Annotated in this window: 12 protein-coding genes and 1 pseudogene; 4 read left to right on the forward strand and 9 right to left on the reverse strand. The window is 71.1% G+C overall.

The window, feature by feature from the left end; all coding sequences use genetic code 11:
• Positions 1-54: 54 nt before the first annotated feature.
• Positions 55-2,553, reverse strand: coding sequence for a non-reducing end alpha-L-arabinofuranosidase family hydrolase (locus AC0AIB_RS16180; RefSeq protein WP_465096982.1), 2,499 nt, complete (start codon positions 2,551-2,553; stop codon positions 55-57).
• 207 nt (positions 2,554-2,760) lie between these two features.
• Complete coding sequence (locus AC0AIB_RS16185) at positions 2,761-5,772, reverse strand: glycoside hydrolase family 9 protein (RefSeq protein ID WP_465096983.1); 3,012 nt, start codon at positions 5,770-5,772, stop codon at positions 2,761-2,763.
• Between the two features lie 840 nt (positions 5,773-6,612).
• Here AC0AIB_RS16185 and AC0AIB_RS16190 point away from each other — a divergent pair.
• The gene (locus AC0AIB_RS16190; protein WP_465096984.1) at positions 6,613-7,017 is read left to right on the forward strand and encodes a VOC family protein; all 405 of its coding nucleotides are present in this window, start codon (positions 6,613-6,615) and stop codon (positions 7,015-7,017) included.
• A gap of 276 nt (positions 7,018-7,293) precedes the next feature.
• On the opposite strand, the gene AC0AIB_RS16195 is transcribed toward AC0AIB_RS16190, so the two are convergent.
• A complete protein-coding gene (locus AC0AIB_RS16195; protein ID WP_328338661.1) occupies positions 7,294-8,439 on the reverse strand; it encodes a GNAT family N-acetyltransferase in 1,146 nt (381 codons plus the stop codon).
• Positions 8,440-8,528: 89 nt separating this feature from the next.
• A complete protein-coding gene (locus AC0AIB_RS16200; protein ID WP_328338662.1) occupies positions 8,529-9,230 on the reverse strand; it encodes an ACT domain-containing protein in 702 nt (233 codons plus the stop codon).
• A gap of 152 nt (positions 9,231-9,382) precedes the next feature.
• Here AC0AIB_RS16200 and AC0AIB_RS16205 point away from each other — a divergent pair, with 152 nt between their 5' ends.
• Together AC0AIB_RS16205 and AC0AIB_RS16210 are read left to right on the forward strand one after the other, a co-directional pair.
• Positions 9,383-10,525 carry a phosphotransferase family protein gene (locus tag AC0AIB_RS16205; RefSeq protein WP_465096985.1) on the forward strand — a complete coding sequence of 381 codons (1,143 nt, stop codon included), beginning with the start codon at positions 9,383-9,385 and terminating at the stop codon, positions 10,523-10,525.
• The gene (locus AC0AIB_RS16210; RefSeq protein WP_328338666.1) at positions 10,525-11,736 is read left to right on the forward strand and encodes an acyl-CoA dehydrogenase family protein; all 1,212 of its coding nucleotides are present in this window, start codon (positions 10,525-10,527) and stop codon (positions 11,734-11,736) included. Before AC0AIB_RS16205 ends, AC0AIB_RS16210 begins: the two co-directional genes overlap by 1 nt.
• Positions 11,737-11,786: 50 nt before the next feature.
• Here AC0AIB_RS16210 and AC0AIB_RS16215 read toward each other — a convergent pair whose 3' ends face one another.
• From AC0AIB_RS16215 to AC0AIB_RS16235, 5 genes are all read right to left on the reverse strand, one after another.
• On the reverse strand, positions 11,787-12,833 hold the full coding sequence (locus AC0AIB_RS16215) for a LacI family DNA-binding transcriptional regulator (RefSeq protein WP_328338668.1): 1,047 nt from the start codon (positions 12,831-12,833) through the stop codon (positions 11,787-11,789).
• A gap of 92 nt (positions 12,834-12,925) precedes the next feature.
• Positions 12,926-14,359 (reverse strand): GH1 family beta-glucosidase, encoded by a 1,434-nt coding sequence (locus AC0AIB_RS16220; protein WP_328338669.1) that lies wholly within the window; start codon positions 14,357-14,359, stop codon positions 12,926-12,928.
• Positions 14,356-15,198 (reverse strand): carbohydrate ABC transporter permease, encoded by an 843-nt coding sequence (locus tag AC0AIB_RS16225; protein ID WP_328338670.1) that lies wholly within the window; start codon positions 15,196-15,198, stop codon positions 14,356-14,358. The genes AC0AIB_RS16220 and AC0AIB_RS16225 overlap by 4 nt, the downstream gene beginning before the upstream one ends.
• Positions 15,199-15,208: 10 nt before the next feature.
• Positions 15,209-16,177: a carbohydrate ABC transporter permease gene (locus AC0AIB_RS16230; RefSeq protein ID WP_328338672.1), complete on the reverse strand. Its 969-nt coding sequence runs from the start codon at positions 16,175-16,177 to the stop codon at positions 15,209-15,211.
• Positions 16,178-16,292: 115 nt separating this feature from the next.
• A complete protein-coding gene (locus AC0AIB_RS16235; RefSeq protein WP_328338674.1) occupies positions 16,293-17,585 on the reverse strand; it encodes an ABC transporter substrate-binding protein in 1,293 nt (430 codons plus the stop codon).
• Between the two features lie 498 nt (positions 17,586-18,083).
• Here AC0AIB_RS16235 and AC0AIB_RS16240 point away from each other — a divergent pair.
• Positions 18,084-18,827, forward strand: a pseudogene (locus AC0AIB_RS16240) (pyrimidine reductase family protein); the annotation flags it as partial.
• Positions 18,828-18,850: the final 23 nt, after the last annotated feature.

The raw sequence follows: 18,850 nt of genomic DNA on the forward strand, positions 1-18,850 counted from the left end.
GCCCGGCACCGTTGGTGCCGGGCACGCCCCGGTTGTGCGCGAACGGATGTGCGCTCAGCGCTGGAGGGTCAGTACACCCGGCCGCCACGGCAGCAGGTTGTAGTCGTCCTTCGCGTTGGGGTCCTTGCCCTGGTAGAGCAGCTGCAGGTTGCAGGCGTCGACGGTCTTGGTCTGGTCGGGGTTGGTGCGGACCAGGTCACCGTGGCTGATGTCGTTGGTCCACGTGGCACCGCTGTTGGCCTTGCCGGCGAAGGGGTTGCTCTCGCTGGCGGCCTGCGGGGTCCACGAGCCGCCCAGGCTGGTGGACGTGAACGACCGGAAGTAGCGTTGCCCCTGGCTCCCGATCGCCTCGACGATCATCAGGTACTGGTTCTGGCCCTGCACCTTGTAGACCTCGACGCCCTCGAACAGGTTGTTGGTCGAGTCGGTCATGACCGTCGTGTAGCTCGAGCCGAAGCTGCCCGGGAAGTTCCCGAGCGGCATGCTCGACCGGTAGATCTTGCCGTTGTCCCCGGCGAAGAAGAGGTACATGTTCTGGTCGTCGCCGATGAGGGTCTGGTCGATCACGCCGTACGGGGCGTCCGGGAGGGTGGCGGTGGACAGCGTCTGCGCCGAGGACCAGCCGTTGGCGTTGGTCGGGTCGCTCGACGTCTTGTAGCTGAACGAGGTCGGTCCCCACTGGTACGCCAGCACCCAGATGTTCTTCGGGGCGAAGTACAGCAGCGTGGGCGCCACGGTGCCCTGGCTCATGCCGTTCTGGCCGGCCGAGGCCATGTCGGACCAGTTGGTGAACGTGCTGAAGTTCATCGAGCTGTACTGGCCGCTGCCGTTGACGTACGACCCGTAGACCAGGTGCTTACCGTTGTAGACGACGTTGGTGAAGTCCTTGAGCGAGACCCAGCCGTTCTTCGGGCTGGTCAGCGCGCCGGTCGACGACCACCGGTAGGTCGACGGGAGCGCGCAGCCACCCGCCGGCGGCGTGGTCGGCGGCGGCGTGGTGGTGGTCGGCGGCGGCGTGGTGGTCGGCGGCGGGGTGCTGCCACCGAAGTCGGTCCGCCACTGCTGGTTGGTCTGCCCGTGGCAGTCGTACAACTGGACCTGCTGGCCGTTACCGGTGCCCCAGACGTCCAGGCAGCGGCCGGACTGCACACCGCTGATGCTGCCGTTGGAGTTGATGTTCCACTGCTGGTTCGCCCCGCTGTTGCAGTCCCAGATGATGATTCCGGTGCCGTTGGCGGTGGCCGCGCCGTTCGCGTCCAGGCACTTGGTGCCGTAGACCCGCAACTGCTTGCTGGCGGTGTACGTCCACTGCTGGTTCGACTGGCTGTTGCAGTCGTAGAGCTGCACCCGGGTGCCGTTGGTCTGCGTGGAGTTCGGTACGTCGATACACCGGCCCGACTGCACGCCGACGATCCGTCCGGCGCCGCCGGAGGGCGGCGGGCTCGTGGGCGGGCTCGTCGGCGGGCTCGTGGGCGGGCTCGTGGGCGGGCCCGTGGTCGGCCCGGAGGTCGGGGGGGCCGCGTTGAGCGCGTTGAGGACCGAGTTGTACGCGGCCTTCTTGTTGCCGCCACCGTCGAACAGCAGTGGGCTCTCGTTCGAGCGCCAGGAGTCGCTGTCGCGTACGCCCCACACCGTGATGCCGATGCAGCGCGGCACGTTCAGGCACGCCTGGGTCAGCCCGGCGTACTGGGTGGTCGAGGAGTTGGTGACGTCGACCTCGGTCAGCGCCACGTCCACGCCGAGGGCGGCGAAGCTGGACAGCGTGGTCTGGAAGTTGCTCGGCAGCGAGCTGCCACCGGTGAAGTGGGTCTGCAGGCCGACGCAGTCGATCGGCACGCCCCGGGACTTGAAGTCCTGGATCATGCGGTAGACGCCCTGCGTCTTGCCGTACGACCAGTTCTCGATGTTGTAGTCGTTGTAGCAGAGCTTCACCGACGGGTCGGCGGCCCGCGCGGTCCGGAACGCCACCTCGATCCAGTCGTTGCCGGTGCCCTGGAGGTTCGACTGACGACGGCTGCCGTCCTCCTCGAACGCCTCGTTCACCACGTCCCACGCGGCGAGCTTGCCCTTGTAGTGGGCCATCACGCCGTTGATGTGGTTGATCATCGCGCTGCGCAGCGCGCTGCCGCTCATGCGCTGCATCCAGCCGGGCTGCTGGCCGTGCCAGGCCAGGGTGTGACCCCTGACCTTCAGGCCCCGCTGGGTCGCCCAGTTGTAGATCTGGTCGCCGGAGGTGAAGTTGAACTGGTTCTGGTTCGGCTCCGTCGCGTCCGGCTTCATCTCGTTCTCGGCCGTGATCATGTTGAACTCGCGGCCGGCGATCGTGCTGTACGTCGAGTCACCGAGCCGGCCGGCCGCGATCGCCGTGCCGAAGTACCGGCCCGACTGCGCGGCGGCCGCGCCCAGCGTGGTCGCGGCGGCGTTCGCCGACGGCATCATCACCGCGACGGCTGCCACCGTCACGACGCTGACCGCGCCGGCGAGCAGCGCCCGGACGGCGGGTGATCGCCGTCGCCGACCCCCGCCGTGGTGAACGGATGGACTCGTTGCCATCGTGGTCTCCTTGCTGGCCGACACCCGGGCCGTCGGGCGGGACGACCGGACGTCTCGGTTGTTACATCTAATGTCGCCGATGTTTCCACCATGCACCGGTCTGAACAAAGATGTTTCGGAAAAGTATCGGAACATTTTTGGCCGACCCGGTCCGACGCGACGTGGCCGGTCACCCAGGGTGGGGTGCCGGCCACGTCACGTCGATGGTCAGGAGACCGTGCAGGCGGCCCCGTTGAGGGTGAAGGTGGTCGGCTTCGGGTTGCTGCCGGTGTGGGTGCCGTTGAACCCGATGCTTGTGGACGCGCCCGGGGCGAGCGCCCCGTTGTAGGTCATGCTGGTCGCGGTCACCGCCGCACCGGTCTGGGCGAACGTCGCCGACCAGCCCTGGCCGACCTTCTGCCCGCTGGTGGGGAAGGTGAAGGCCAGCGTCCAGCCGTTGAGCGCGGTCGTGCCGGTGTTGGTGATGCTGATGCTGGCGGTGAAGCCGCTGGTCCAGTCACTGGTGGTGTAACCGACCTTGCACGACGAGGCGGGCAGGGTCGGCGTGGGGGTCGGCGTCGGCGTGGAGGTCGGCGTCGGCGTCGGCGTCGACGTGCCCGGCAGGGTCTGCACGGTGAGGGTCTTGGACGGGGTCGACGGGTTGCCGGCGGCGTCCACCGCCACCACGTAGAACCCGTACGACGTGTCCGGCGTCAGCCCGGTCACCTGCTGGGTGGTGCCGGTGCCCGTGGCGACGACGAGATGGGCCGGCCAGGACGTCTTGTAGACCCGGTAGGCGAGGACCCCGACGTTGTCGGTGGACGGCGTCCAGCTCAGGGTGACCCCGTTCGCGCCGATGTTCGACGCGGTCGGGGTGCCGGGCGGGGTCGGACCGGTGGTGTCCGAACCGGTGCCGGCCGGGGTGGCCACCGCGAGCGGCGACGACCACAACGAGCTGTTGCCGGCACCGTCGCGGGCAAGCACCGAGAACCGGTAGTTGCTGGCCGGCGAGAGCGAGGTCAGCGTGATGCTGTTGGTGGTGGTGCGGTAGGAGGAGCGCACGTCGCTGCCGACCGGCTCCATGGCGACGTCGTAGCCGGCCAGGCCGCTGCCGCCGGTGTCGGTGGAGGCGGGCCAGGTCAGCGTCAGGCCGGTGGGGGTGACCGCCGAGGCGACGGGGGTGCCGGGGACGGTGGGCGGGGTGGTGTCGGTGGGCGTCGAGGTCGGCTCGTCACCCCAGACCCGGGTGGTCCCGGCGTAGAGCGGCACCTTCGGGTTCGGACCGGCGGTCGCCTGGTACGACGGGTCGTTGGTCGGGTCCCAGGTGCCGCCCTCCGGCACGCCGATCTTGAACTGCACCTCCATCCGGTGCTGCGACTGCCCGGCCGGGGCGATCGTGTGGCCGGTGCAGTCCACCTCGACGTACCAGATGTCGCCGGAGAGCTGCTTGGCGGTCGACGGCGACGGGCAGCCCTGGGTGTAGCCGGGGGTGACCTGGACGGCGGTGCTGCCCTCCGGGCGGAAGTAGTAGCGGAACTTCCCGTTGGTCAGCGCCCGCGCCGGGAACGCCGACTTGTTGTAGACGACCGCCTTCAGCCCGGTGGCCCGGGGCTCGGCCTGCATCACCGTGGTCTCCACGGTCAGCTCGGCGATGTCCGGCTTCTCCGCGACCGGGAAGTCGGCGAGCGGGCTGCCGCCGTACTCCTGGGAGAGCCGGGCCAGGGCGGAGGTGAAACCGGCGTTGTAGTCGGTGGCAACCTCGTTCATCACGTAGTCCGACCGGCTGTCGGTGTACGCGTCGTTGGCCGAGGACGGGCCGCCGACCAGCGCGCCGTAGAGCACGTGCCGGGTCTCGACAGGCACCGTCTGGCTGTCCCACCAGGAACCGTGCGCGGTGCGGTGGTGCGGGTTCTTCGGCGCGTTGGCACCGAACCCGATCACGTAGCTCGACTTGCGCGGGTTGTCGCCGAGCGCGTAGTTGATCTGCCGGACGGCGAAGTCGTGGAACCGGGCCTTGCGGGTGGCGTCGGTGGTCTTGTCGCTGTAGACAAACGCGGCGAAGCTGGTGTTGGCGGCGTACCGCAGCGCGCCCCAGGAGTCGAGGACGGCCATCCCGCCGGGCGAGTAGGGCACCTTCTGGCCGTTGACGCCGACCGTCCAGTAGTCGAGCCACCGGTTGGCGTCGTCGACGTACTTCTGCTTGCCGGTCAGGTTGGCCAGCAGCACGTACGCCCCGAACTGCTTGTTGTCCCAGGCGAGGGTCCACTTGTAGGACCGGGTGGTGGACTGCGGCTCGGTGCCGAGCTTGTCGTACTCGCTCTCGGCCTTGGCCAGGTAGGCGGCGTCACCGGTGGCCCGGTGCAGCCAGATCGCCCCCCAGACCAGTTCGTCCTGGTAGCCGCTCCACGACTTGTAGAAGCTGGTCGCGTCGGTGATGCACTCGTGGTAGTTCTTCCGCACCGTGTCGGCGAACGTGTAGAGCTGCTTGGCGTGGGTCAGCAGCTTGTCGGCGTAGGCGGCGTCGGTGGGCCGGAACACCATCGACGACGCGGCCATCGCCGCCGCCGTCTCCCCCGCCAGGTCCGCACCCCCACAGCTGGCATCGATCTTGTACGCGGGCCGCGCCATCGGCAGCACCTCGGCCGGACCCCACCACTTGTGGTCGTCGTCGCCCTTGCCGACCTGCCCGTACAGCACGTTCGCCGAGGGGTGCGCCTTGATGAAGTAGTCGTTGACGAAGCGCAGGTTGTTCAACAGCGGGGTGAGCTGCCCGGAGGCGACGTACCCGTCGCGGTACTCCACCGCGCCCCAGGCGAGCATGGTGGCGCTGAACGCCATCGGGAAGCCGAACTTCACGTGGTCACCGGCGTCGTACCAGCCACCGGTGAGGTCCACCCCGACGTCGGCGCCGTCGGTGAGCGCAGAGTCGCCCCGCCAGGAGACCCGGTTCCAGGACGGCTTCTTGCCGGACTGCTGCGCCTCGTAGAACAGCAGCGACTTCTGCAACGCCTCGGGGTAGTTGAACATGCCGGTGCCGGCGACGTCGGCGCGGTCCGCGGTGCCGACCCGCTCGGCGGCGACCGGTGCGGTCCCGGCGGTGAGGGGCGCGGCCCCGGCGGTGAGGGGGAGCGTGCTGACGGCGAGGGCCAGGCCGCTGGTCAGGGCGGCACCGGCGGCGAGCAGGCGGCGGAGCCGAGGTCGGCCCCCGCCCGACCGGCCGGACCGGTTCGGGTGCTGCATGGCGGAACTCCTGTCGGTGGTGGGGATGCCTCCGGCGGCACCTACCGGACGCGGGGACGGTGGCGTCACGGGTGGTAGGTGCCGCCGGAGGCGGGTGGTGGTGAGGACCTGAGGAACCGCCGGGAGCGCTCCCATGGATGTTCGCCAATGTAATCGTTAAGTCATCGGTTTGTGAAGGGGCCAACCCCGACGACACCCGGAAGACACCTCCCGCGCCGGCCCCACTCCGGCCCCGAATCCGACCCCGGTGGCGCCCCCGACCCCGTGGCACCCCCGATCCCGGTGGCGCCCCTGGGCGGGCGGGCGCCCCCGGCGGTGCCCATCCCCGACCAGCCAGCGCCAGGGAGGTAGGCGATGTCGGGCCAGCCATGATCGTGCTCGATCCTTGTTGTCAACACCGTTGCGTTAGGTGGAACGACTGTTCGTCAACCACCGCTGCCTCGCCGATCATGGAGTTGTGGTGGGTAACAGAACGCCCGTAGAACCCCCAAAGTCGGCACCACCACTCCATGATCGCCAAGGGCGCCCACCCCGCTCCCCGATCTGGCACTTCCTGTCCCGGGTTGACCAGCCGCCCACGGCGTTAACGCAACGGTGTTGTCCATGTTGTGGTGGCGTCTCAACGCTTCGAGGCCACTACATCGTGGATAGAGCACGGTCTTGCGGTCTTGCGGTGGGGCCGTGGGGCCGTGGGGCGGGAACGGGCGGGGTACGGGAGCGGGCGGGGTACGGGAGCGGGCGGGGTACGGGAAAGAGGCGGGACTCGGAGGTGGGGCGGGTGGAGTGGGCCGACGGGCCGCTCGGACCGGCGTCGGGGACCAACGGGACTAGCCTGGGTCGATGCCGATGATCGAACAGGTGTCGTTGGGGGTGGCCGATGACCGCCGTGCCGGCCGGTTCTGGGCCGCTGCCCTGGGGTACGTCCGACGCCCGCCCCGTTACCCGGGAGACGAGTGGATCGTGCTGGAGCCGCCGTCCGGCACCGCCGGAGTGGCGCTCGCCATGGACGTCAGCGACAGCCCGGTGGCGGAGTTCCCCCGCATCCACCTCGACCTGCACGTGGGAGACCGGGACCTCGACGACGAGGTCGAACGGCTGCTCGGGTTGGGTGCGGGCCGGGTCGACTGGCCGCACTACCCGGCCGAACCCGAGCCCGGTCAGCTGCCCTACGTGCTCCTCGCCGACACCGAGGGGAACCGGTTCTGTGTCTCCGGGCACCGCCGGGCGGGCACCTTCTTCGGCTGAGCTGCACCCCGGTTACCGTCCGGTCCTCCACCGGCCGCGCGGTGTCCGCAGCACAGTGGGACCAGCCGGACCCCGACGACCACTCGACATCCACGGCACCGTGGGACCAGCCGGGCCCGGACGACCACACGACATCCACGGCACCCGGGGAACCAGTCGGGGCCGGACATGGGCAGGGCCCCCGCACCGGGGGCCCTGCCTCTGTACCGTCCTCCGCATCGGAGTTCGGCCATGCACCGGGAGGAATGCCCCCGCCCGGTGCCGTACGGGTCGTTGTTACGCCTCGGTGGGAGTCAGTAGGCCCCCACCGTCGGGGGTCGTCCACCGGGGGCCGTTCACGGTCGCGCCGGGGCGCGAAAGCCCGTCGGTGACCGGGCCGCCAATCGCCGGGGTGACCAGGGGGACGGTCACGGTGAGCAACGCGCCGTCCCGCTCGATCGGCGCGGGCCGGCCCAGCCGGGCCACCGTCCGGATCATCGGCGTGTTCTCCGCCTGGGTGTGCAGGACCAGTGCCGCGTACCCGGCCCGCTCCGCGTGGACGAGCAGCCGGCGTAGCAGCGCGGTGCCCAGGCCGCGCCGTTGCCAGTCGTCCCGGACGAGCAGCGCCCCCTCCGCCTCGTCACCCTCGGCGAGCAGGTTGGCCAGCGCGACGACCGACTCCGCCGCCCCGCCGGAGCCGGCCGTCGTCGTGGCCACCAGGGTCAGCCCCCGGGCCGGTTCCAGCAGTCGACGCAGCCGGCTCGGCGAGGGCAGTGCCGCCCCGCTCAGGTAACGCCGTTGCCGGCTCTGCGCCGAGCACCCCTCGTGCAGCTCCACCACCCCCGCCAGGTCGTCGGCGGTCGCCGGCCGGACGGTCAGCTCCGCCCCGTCGGGCAGCACCAGGGTCACCCGGTCGGCGTCCCGCCGGGCCACCGCCGCCGCCAACTCGACAAGCGCCTGCGCCCGGGCGTACTCCGCCGGGGTGAAGCTGGGCGCCTGCCGACGCAACTCGTACGAGCCGCCGGCCGGGTCGGTGAGCAGCATGGTCGTGGTGCCCACCGCGTCGTGCGCCACGGCGGGTGTCGGCCGCCAGATCACCTCGTCCGCGCCGAGCGTGGTGCGGAGCACCTCACCGGTCTGCTCCGGGTCCCGCACCAGCCGGGTGGCCAGCCCGAGCGCCCGGGTCGGCTGGTCGACCAGGCCGCGCGCCTCGCTGCGCGCCACCCAGCAGTCCCGGCCCCGCCCCCGCTCGACGGCCGCGATCAGGTCGGCCTCACCGAGTGCGTCCGGCGCGTCGACGAGGAAGTCGTCCACCGCGCCGACCTCGGTGGTGTGCACCTGCACGGTGAGGATGTTGACCCCCCGCAACGCGAGACTCGCGGTGAGGACCGACAGGTAGCCCGGTCGGTCGTCCACGGTCGCCCGGATTCGCCACAGCGCCATGTCCACTCCCTTCCCCACCACCAACCCTGCCCGGCGCCTGTTGCCGTGGCGTTGCCCGGCGGTGTCGCAGCGGCAACCGTTCGCCCAGGTCAGGTGACGGTGGTCACCGACCGCGGCCCGACCAGGTCGAGCCGGTCGCCGAGGATCACCGCGCTGGCCCGGACCAACTGGGCGAGCCGGTCCACCTCGGTGGCGTGGAAGGCGGCGGCGGTCAGCGGCTCGGCGTGGTCCCGGGCGACCACCAGCACCAGACCGGCCCGCCCGAACGGCGCGATCGCGTAGTGCGTGCCGTCGGCGACGGTCAGCGTGCGGGCCCGCAGCGGGGTCACCTCGGGCAACCGGGGCGGCTCCGGGGCACGCCAGCTGGCGTGGCCGACGGTCGCCGTCCCACCACCGGCACGTGAGGCCCAGTCGAGGGGTACGACGGCAGCCACCGCCCAGTCCGCGGCGAGCAGCCCGGGAACCGCGTCGACCAGGGTGGCCACCCCGTCGGTGGGGTTCGCCGCCACCTGGGCGAGCAGTTCTGCGTCCTGACCGGTGGTGGTGGGCGCGCCGATCGCCCGCCACACCCCGTCGACGCGTACCCCCGGGATGGCGGCGAGACCGGCGAGCAGCCCCTCGACCCGGGCGGCGCCCGGCCAGACGACGGTGAAGTCGTCGACCGCCCGGCCGCCGAGGCGTTCCAGCACCACCACCTGGACGATGTCGGCACCGGAGACGCCGAGCGTGCGGGCCACCTGGCCGAGTGTCCCGGGTCGGTCCGGCAGGGTCACCCGAACTCTCAGCAACATGTCTGTCCCTCCGCTCGGCGGGCCGACCGCACACGGCCGGCAGGCTGGTTCCCAGCCTGCCGGCTGACCATTTCGCCCCTGTTGCCGTGGCATGTCCCGGGCGGAAAATTGTCGACCTTGACAACCCGGCTGACCTGCCATCAACTAGTCGGATGACCGAGCCGGCCGTCGACGCGCCCCCCGGCGGCAGCCTCCCCGGCGGTGCACCGCCGACCGGGGCACCGCAGGCCGGGGCACCGCAGGCCGGGGCACCGCAGGCCGGATCGCCGCCGGGGCTGGATCTCGACCGGCTCGGCGGTTGGCTGGCCGCGCACCGGCCGGAGCTGGCCGACGGGCCGCTGCGGGCCAGCCTGATCAGCGGCGGCAAGTCTAACCTGACCTACCTGCTGCGCTGCGGCGAGCACGAGGTGGTCCTGCGTCGCCCACCGCTGGGGCACGTGCTGGCCACCGCCCACGACATGGCCCGTGAGCACCGGGTGATCTCCGCACTCGCGCCGACCGCCGTGCCGGTGCCCGAAGCGCTGCTGAGCTGCGCCGACCCGGCGGTGATCGGCGCACCGTTCTACCTGATGCAGCGGGTGTCGGGCGAGGTGCTGCGCACCCGGAAGCAGACCGATCCGCTCACCGACCGGCAGCGCCGCGACCTGGCCTGGGCGATGATGGACACCCTCGCCGCGCTACACACCGTCGACCCCGGCGAGGTGGGGTTGGCCGACTTCGGTCGCCCCGAGGGCTATCTCGGCCGGCAGGTACGCCGCTGGGCCGGCCAGCTCGACCGGTCCCGCAGCCGGGAGCTGCCCGGGGTGGACGAGCTGCGTGACGCGCTGGCCGCCTCGGTGCCCGAGGGGGTCAACGCCGGCCGGATCGTGCACGGTGACTTCCGGCTGGACAACCTGCTCACCACCGTCGACCCGGTGGCGGTCCGGGCGGTGCTGGACTGGGAGATGGCCACCCTGGGCGACCCGCTGGCCGACCTGGGGCTGCTGCTCACCTACTGGGACGTGCTCGGCGACAGCGACCTCGCCGAGGGCAACCCGGTCGCCGACGGGCTCGGCCCGCGCGCGGGGTTCCCCACCGGCACCGAGCTGATCGAGAGGTACGCCGGGCGCAGCGACGTCGACGTGGGGCCGCTGCACTGGCACCTGGCGCTCGGTTGTTTCAAGCTCGCGGTGATCTGCGAGGGCATCCACTACCGGCACACCCTCGGGCAGACCCTCGGCGGTGGGTTCGACCGGATCGGCGAGATGGTGCCGCCGCTTGTCGAGCACGGTCTGCGCGCGGTCGGGGGGAACTGATGGACTTCGGGTACGACGAGCGCACCGTCGAGCTGCGCGAGCGGCTCGGCGCGTTCCTGGACGAGTGCGTCCTGCCGGCCGAGCCGGTGCACGCCGAGCAGGTCACGGCGGCGGGTGACCCGTGGGCGCGGTCCCCGGTGCTCGACGAGCTGAAGACCGAGGCACGCCGGCGCGGCCTGTGGAACCTCTTCCTGCCCGATCCGCGCTACGGCGCCGGGCTGACCAACCTCCAGTACGCCCCGCTCGCCGAGCTGACCGGTCGCAGCCCGCACCTGGCCCCCGAGGCGGTCAACTGCGCCGCCCCGGACACCGGCAACATGGAGTTGCTCGCCGAGTTCGGCACCGAGGCGCAGCGCGAACGGTGGCTCACCCCCCTGCTGGCCGGGGAGATCCGCTCGGCGTTCTGCATGACCGAGCCGGAGGTGGCCTCCTCCGACGCCACCAACATCGCCACCCGGATCGTCCGCGACGGCGACGAGTACGTGGTCGACGGGCGCAAGTGGTGGTCGTCCGGGGCGATGGATCCGCGCTGCGAGATCTTCATCGTGATGGGCAAGACCGACCCGACCGCCGACCGGCACCGCCAGCAGAGCATGGTGCTGGTGCCCCGGAACACGCCCGGGGTGCACGTCCGCCGGGGCATGACCGTCTTCGGCTACTCCGACGCCCCGCACGGCGGGCACGCCGAGATCGACTTCACCGACGTCCGGGTGCCGGCGGAGAACCTGATCGGCGACGAGGGGGCCGGGTTCGCCATCGCCCAGGCCCGGCTCGGGCCGGGCCGGATCCACCACTGCATGCGCCTGGTCGGGATGGCCGAGCGGGCCCTGGAACTGCTCTGCCGGCGGGCCAACCAGCGGATCGCGTTCGGCCGGCCGCTGGCCGAGCAGGGTGTGGTCCGGGAGTGGATCGCCGAGTCCCGGGTGCGCATCGAGCAGGCCCGGCTGCTGGTGCTCAAGACCGCCTGGCTGATGGACACGGTCGGCAACCGCGGCGCGCACACCGAGATCCAGGCCATCAAGATCGCCACGCCGGCGATGGCCGAGTGGGTGATCGACAAGGCGATCCAGGGGTACGGCGGCGCCGGCGTCAGCCAGGACACCCCGCTCGCCGGGCTCTGGGCCCAGGCCCGCACCCTACGGCTCGCCGACGGCCCCGACGAGGTGCACCGGTCGTCCCTGGCCAAGCGGGAACTGCGCCGCTGGTCCTGACCCGCCGACCCGGCGCGACCCGGTGACGGCACCGGCGCTGTCGAAGCGCTTCAGGTGGAGGCACGCTGGATGAGCTCGGTGTCCAGCAGCAGCTGCGGGGTGGGCACGTCCTCGCCCCGGATCCGGGCCACCAGCAGGCGGGCCATCTGCCGACCCATCTCCTCCACCGGCTGGAAGACAGTGGTCAGCGGCGGATCGGCCTGCTGGGCGACCGGGGAGTCGTCGAAGCCGATGATCGCGACGTCCTCGGGCACCCGACGGCCCGCCTCGCGCAGCGTGCGCAGCGCACCGAAGGCCATCAGGTCGGAGGCGACGAAGACGGCGTCCAACTCGGGGCAGGCCTCCAGCAGCCGTTTCATGCAGGCCGCGCCGCTGCCCTCGCTGAAGTCCCCGTACGCGATCATGCGGGGGTCGAGCCCACCGATGGTGGCCTCCACGGCCTCCCGGTAGCCGACCAGCCGGGCCAGGCCGGCGCCCATGTCCTGTGGGCCGGCGATGGTGGCGATCCGCCGGCGGCCCCGCCGCGCCAGGTGCTGCACCGCGTTGCGGGCACCGCCGACGTTGTCGACGTCGACGAACCAGGACGGCCGGGCGCCGTGGCGCAGCATCCGGGCCGGTCGGCCGCCGAGCACGGTGGGCAGGTCGCGCTCCTCCAGCAGGGTGGGCAGCGGGTCGGAGTCGTGCAGCGACAGCAGCAGGACCCCGTCGACGTGCTGGTTGGTCAGGTGGTTCTCGACCCGTTCCCGTTCGATCGGGGACTGCACCATGGCGAGCCAGAGTTGCAGCGGCGTCTCCAGCAGGCCGGAGCTGACGCCCCGGACGATGCCGGCGAAGAACGGCTCGGTGAAGACCCGCTCCCCCGACTCGGAGACCACCAGGGCCACCGAGTCGGTCCGCTGGGTGACCAGGGCCCGGGCCGCCCGGTTCGGGACGTACCCCAGCTCGGCGATGGCCTGCTGGACGGCGGCCCGCGCCTCCGGACTGACCTGGGGTGAGCCGTTGACCACCCGGGAGACCGTGCCCCGCCCGACACCCGCGCGGGCGGCGACCGCGTCGAGGGTCGGGCGCCCGAGTGACCGGGTGCGTTGCGTTGTCATCGTCTGCTCCTCCGACGTCGGACGGTCCCCGCCGGCCGCCCCCGGGGGTGGGCGGCGCGGCGGGGCCGTCCGGAATGCTGGCTGGCCTCTGCCTATTGTGCGGCCAGACCGTTGCGTCGGATCACCTCGGCGTACCACCTGGCGCTGGACTTGGGAATCCGGGCCTGGGTCTCGTAGTCGATCCAGACCATCCCGAAGCGCTTGGTGTAGCCCCAGGCCCACTCGAAATTATCCATCAGCGACCAGGCGAAGTAGCCCCGCAGGGGCACTCCCGCCGCGATCGCCTCGTGCGAGGCCCGCAGGTGGGCGTCGAAGTACGCCAACCGGTCGACGTCGTCGACCCGACCGTCCTGCACCGTGTCGACGAAGGCCGAGCCGTTCTCGGTCACGTAGAGCGGCAGGTCGGTGTACTCCTCGTGCACCCGGCGCAGCGTCTCCACCAGGCCCGGGGCGTCGATCTCCCAGTCCATGTCGGTGACCGGGACGCCCCGGGTGACGAACCGGACGTCCTCGCTGCCCGGCCAGCAGGACGGCGCCCGCCAGTACTTCTCCGGCTCCTCGCCGGGCACCGGCGCGGCCACCACGTGCCGGCTGTAGTAGTTGACGCCGACCAGGTCCAGCGGGGTGGAGATGATCTCCAGGTCGCCGTCGCGGACGTGCCCGAAGTCGGTCAGCCCGCTCAGGTCGGCGGTCAGGTCCGCCGGGTACGACCCGCGCAGCAGCGGGTCGAGGAAGAACCGGTTGGCCAGCCCGTCGATCCGGCGGGCGGCGTCGACGTCGGCGGGCGCGTCGCTGGCCGGGGTGACCGGGTAGAGGTTGACCGTCACGCCGAGCTGGGCCTGCGGCAGCTTCGCCCGCAGGGCCTGCACGGCGAGCCCGTGCCCGAGCATGAGGTGGTGCCCGGCCCGGACCGAGTCCGCCCCGTCGGAGCGGCCGGGGGCGTGCGCCCCGGAGCCGTACCCGAGGAAGGCCGAGCACCACGGCTCGTTGAGCGTGGTCCAGTACTTCACCCGGTCACCGACGGCGTCCGCGAGCAGCGACGCGTAGTCGGCGAACCGGGCGGCGGTGTCCCGGGCCGGCCAGCCGCCGGCGTCCTCAAGCGGCTGGGGAAGGTCCCAGTGGTAGAGGGTGAGCCACGGCTCGATGCCGTTGGCCAGCAGCTCGTCGACGAGTCGCCGGTAGAAGTCCAGGCCCTCCTGGTTGGCCGCACCGGAACCACCGGGCTGCACCCGGGGCCAGGAGACCGAGAACCGGTACGACTTCAGGCCCAGCTCGGCCATCAGCCGCACGTCGTCGGGCATCCGGTGGTAGTGGTCGCAGGCCACGTCGCCGGTGTGCCCGGCGACCACCCGCCCCTCGGTGTGACTGAACGTGTCCCAGATCGACGGGGTCCGGCCACCCTCGGCGGCGGCCCCCTCGATCTGGTACGCGGCGGTCGCCGCGCCCCACAGGAAGCCGGGCGGGAAGGTCAGTTCCGGCCCCTGGTCGAGTACGCCGACAGCGGGCGGGTGGGTCGGGTTGCTCACGACTTGACGGCGCCTTCCATGATGCCGCCGATGATCTGGCGGCCGAACAGGATGAACACGATCACCAACGGCACGGTGCCGACGGCGGTCGCGGCGAACACCTGCGAGTAGTCGGTGTAGTAGGCGTAGGACAGGAACGCCAGCGACACCTGCAGGGTCGGGTTCTCGGGGGTGAGCACGGCGTACGGCCACAGGTAGGAGTTCCAGGTCTCCATGAAGGTGAGCAGGCCGAGCACGGCGGCGGCGGGGCGCAGCGCCGGCAGCACGATGTTCCAGAAGATCCGGAAGGTGCTGGCGCCGTCGACCCGGCCGGCCTCGATCAGCTCGTCGGAGATGGCCTGGATGGCGTACTGCCGCATCATGAACACGCCGAAGGCACTGACCAGGAAGGGCACGGTCACCGCGAGGAGGGTGTCGTACCAGCCGAAGTCCTGGATCATGCCCCAGAGCGGGATCAGGCCGAGCTGGGTCGGGATCATCATGGTCACGATGATCGTCAGCAGCAGGGCGTTGCGGCCCCGGAACCGCAGCTTGGCGAAGGCGAACCCGGCCAGTGACCCGGTGATCACCACCGAGACGGTGACCACCGCGGAGACGATCACCGAATTGAGCAGGCCGGTGAGGAAGTTCGCCGCCGGATTGTCGAGCACCCGCCCGAAGTTCGCGCCGAACTCGCCGGCCGGGGTGAACGGCGGCGGCACGTCGTTGATCTGGTCGAGGCTGCGGGTGGCGATGACCACCATGTAGTAGAAGGGGTAGACCGAGAAGAGCACCGCGACGACGAGCGCGATGTAGAGCAGCGGGCTGGTGCGCCAGAGGCGCTGGGATGCCTGGTTCACGGCGCGGTCCTCACTTCACCGAACGGCGGACGAGCAGGAAGTTCACCAGCGAGACCAGGGCGATCATGACGAACATCGCCCAGGCCACCGCGGCGCCGTAGCCGGCGGTGCTGAGGTTCTCGATGCCGAGCTCGTACATGTACATCGCCAGGGTCTGGAACTCGCGCTGGTCGCCACCGATGATGTTGCCGTTGGCGAAGACCAGCGGCTCGGTGAAGAGCTGGAGCCCACCGATGGTGGAGAGGGTGACCACGAAGACGAAGGTCGGGGTCAGCATCGGCAGGGTGATCTTCCAGAACTGCTTCCACTGGTTGGCGCCGTCGATCGCGGCTGCCTCGTAGAGGTCCTTCGGGATGGCCTGCATGCCGGCCAGCAGGATCAGCGTGTTGTAGCCGGTCCACCGCCAGTTCACCATCGAGGCGATGGCCGTCCAGGAGCTCCACTTCTGGGCGTCCCAGTCGACCGCGTCGACCCCGACCAGGCTGAGCATCCAGTTGATCAGGCCGAAGTCGCGCTGGAAGAGCATGCCGAAGACGATCGCCACGGCGGCCACGGAGACCACGTTGGGCATGAAGATGGCCATCCGGAACAGCGTCCGGGCCCGCAGGAAGGTGCGGTTGAGCATGGTGGCCAGGAAGAGCGCCAGGAGCAGCTGCGGAATCGTCGACAGGAAGAAGATGCCGAACGTGTTGATCGTGGCGTTCCAGAAGTACTCGTCGCCGAACAGCCGGGTGTAGTTGTCGAACCCGATGAAGGTGTGGTCGCCGATGAGGTTCCAGTCGTGCAGCGACATCCACGCGGTGCGCAGCATCGGGTAGAACCCGAAGATGCCGAAGATCACGAAGAACGGGGCGATGTAGAGGTAGGGCGAGAGCTTGAGGTCGAGGCGGTTCAGGGTGATCGCCCGGCTGCGCCGCCGGGGAGGTGTGGGAGGTGGTGCGCTGGGCGACGGCGGTGCCGTCGTGGCCGAGAGGCTCATGCGGGGTCCTTTCCCGGCTCCGGCGGGGCCGGTGCGGCGGGCGGTACGTGCAACGGGACGCCGTTGGTGGCGCCCGGGACATGCCCGGACGCCACCGCCGGTGGTGGTGCAGTGATCAGAAGGCGCCCTGGGTCTTGGCGTCCTTTTGGAACTGCTCCCAGGCCTTGTCCTTGGGGGACTGCCCGTTCTCGTACGAGCGCAGCGCCGGCTCGAACGCGTTCTCCTTGATCGCCTGGTGCTTCGGGCCGAGGTGCAGCGGCTGGATCTTCTCGACGCTCTCGCCGAAGATCTTGCCGGTCGGCGCGCCGCTGAAGTACTCGTTGGTGTAGCCGGTGAAGTCCGGGTTCTTCAGCGCCTCGAGGTTGGTCGGCAGCGGGCCCTTGAGCTTGAACGCCTCGACCTGGCTCTTCGCGTTGGTCAGGTACTCGGCGAGCTTCGCCGCCTCCTTGGGGAACTTGCTCTGGGTCGGCACGGCGAGCCAGGAGCCGCCCCAGTTGCCCGCGCCGCCGGGAACCGGCGCGACGTCCCACTTGCCCTTGTTCTCCGGCCCGGAGTTGTCGGCGACGATACCGAGCATCCACGACGGGCAGAAGGTGGCCGCGAAGGTGCCCTGCTTGAAGCCGGCGGACCACTCGGGCGACCAGGTGGCGCTCTTCGAGGAGATCTTCGCGTCGGACATCGCGACAGCGGTGTCCCACGCGGTCTTCACCGCCGCGCTCTTGTCGGCGACGACGTTGTCCTCCTTGTCGTAGAACAGGTCACCGCCCTGCTGGACCATGACCGCGCTGGCCGCGGTGGTGACCGAGTCGATCAGGCCCTTGTTGGTGGCGGCCCGGTACTTCTTGCCGGTCTCGATGAAGGCGTTCCAGTCCGGCCAGAGCGCCGCCACCTGGTCCCGCTCGGTCGGCAGCTTGGCCGCGGCGAACAGGTCCTTGCGGTAGCAGACCGCCAGGCTGCCGACGTCGGTGGGCAGGCCGATCAGCCGGCCGTCCGCCGCCTTGCCCAGCTCCCACTTCCACGGCAGGTATTCCTTGCTGTGGTCGGCGATCAGCGGCGCCAGGTCGGCCCAGTTGGCCGGGTTCGTCTTGAACTCGTTGAGGATGCCCTCTTCGAGCGCGGTCACGTCCGCCGCACCCTTGCCGGTGGCCAGCGCCCGGACCACCTTCGGCCGGTACTCGTTGAGCTGCGCGGTCTTGCGCAGCTCAACCTTGATGCCGGTGTCCTTCTCGTACTGCTTGACGATCTCGTCATATCCGAACTCGCCGAAGGTGTCCACGACCAGCTTGCTGGGCTTGCCGCCGGACTCCTTGGCGTCGTCGTCCTTGCCGCAGGCCGCGAGTCCGCCGATGGCGGTTACCGCGGCCAGGGCGGCGACCGCGAAGCGGTTACGCCGCGTGGTGACGCTCATCCTGACCCCTTTTCGATGGTGAGGCTGGGTGGGTGTGGTGGGGGGTGCCGTAGCGCGTCCCGGGCCGGCCCGACGTCGGCCGCCGGTCGGTCGGAGGTGGTCTCGGGTGATCCGCACCACGCCCTTGGGAACGCTCCCATGAGATTGCCGGGAGGTGTCGGGGGTGTCAATAGACAGTTGGGAGCGTTCCCAGATCGTTACCAGCTATCGCGTTTATCTCACTCGATATGATGACCGGGACGCGGTGCCCGGGCTGGCGGGGGCCAGCCGAAACGGCGCAGCATGATGGTCGCGGCCGCCGCCGGACCCGGTGCGGGCCACCTTCAGCGGGAAGATCCGACGCGGCACGCCGACCACTCCACCCACCGCATAGGCTGCCGGCATGATCTGCCGAGCGTGCCGGCAGCGGCGGCACGACGACTGCCCGGGCCGGAAGTGGTGCGACTGTCAGCACCGTACCCCCGCGCCCACCCCGCCGGTCACCGGTCCGGCCGGCGAATGAGCGCCGGGATGCCGATCTGGCGGGTCTGGCCCACGCCAGCCACCGGACAGCTGGACGACGCCGACCTGACCGCGCTCTACGCCCGCGCCGACACCCCCCGGTTGCGGGTGAACTTCGTCGCCAGCGCCGACGGCGCGGTCACCGTGGACGGTTACTCCGCCGGCCTCTCCGGTGAGCCGGACAAGCGGGTCTTCGGCCTGCTCCGGATGCAGTGCGACGGGCTGCTGGTGGCCGCCGGCACGCTACGGCACGAGGGCTACCGGGCGGTCCGGCTGGACGCGCCCCGCCGGGCCTGGCGACGCGCACACGGGCTGGCCGAGTACCCGACACTGGCGGTCGTCTCCGGGTCGCTGCGGCTCGACCCCGCCCAGGCCGCCTTCGCCGACGCCCCGGCACGCCCGGTGGTGTTGACCACCGAGACGGCGGTGGCGCCCCCGGGGCTCGCCGACGTCGTCGACCTGGTCCGGGTCGGCCGGGACGCCGTCGACCTCGCCGCCGGCCTGGCCGCGCTGCGCCGACGGGGGTTGGGCCAGCTGCTCTGTGAGGGCGGTCCACAGCTGTTCGGCGCGCTCACCACGGCCGATCTCGTCGACGAACTCTGCCTGACCGTCGCCCCGCTGCTGGCCGGGGCCGGTCCGGGGCGGATCACCGCCGGTCCGGACAGCCCACCCCGCTCGCTGCCGCTGCGACACGCGCTGGCCGCCGCGGACGGCGTACTCATGCTGCGCTATGCCCGCGACGTGCCCGGCCCCCCGCCGGCCCG

This window comes from Micromonospora sp. DSM 43699 (assembly GCF_055517075.1).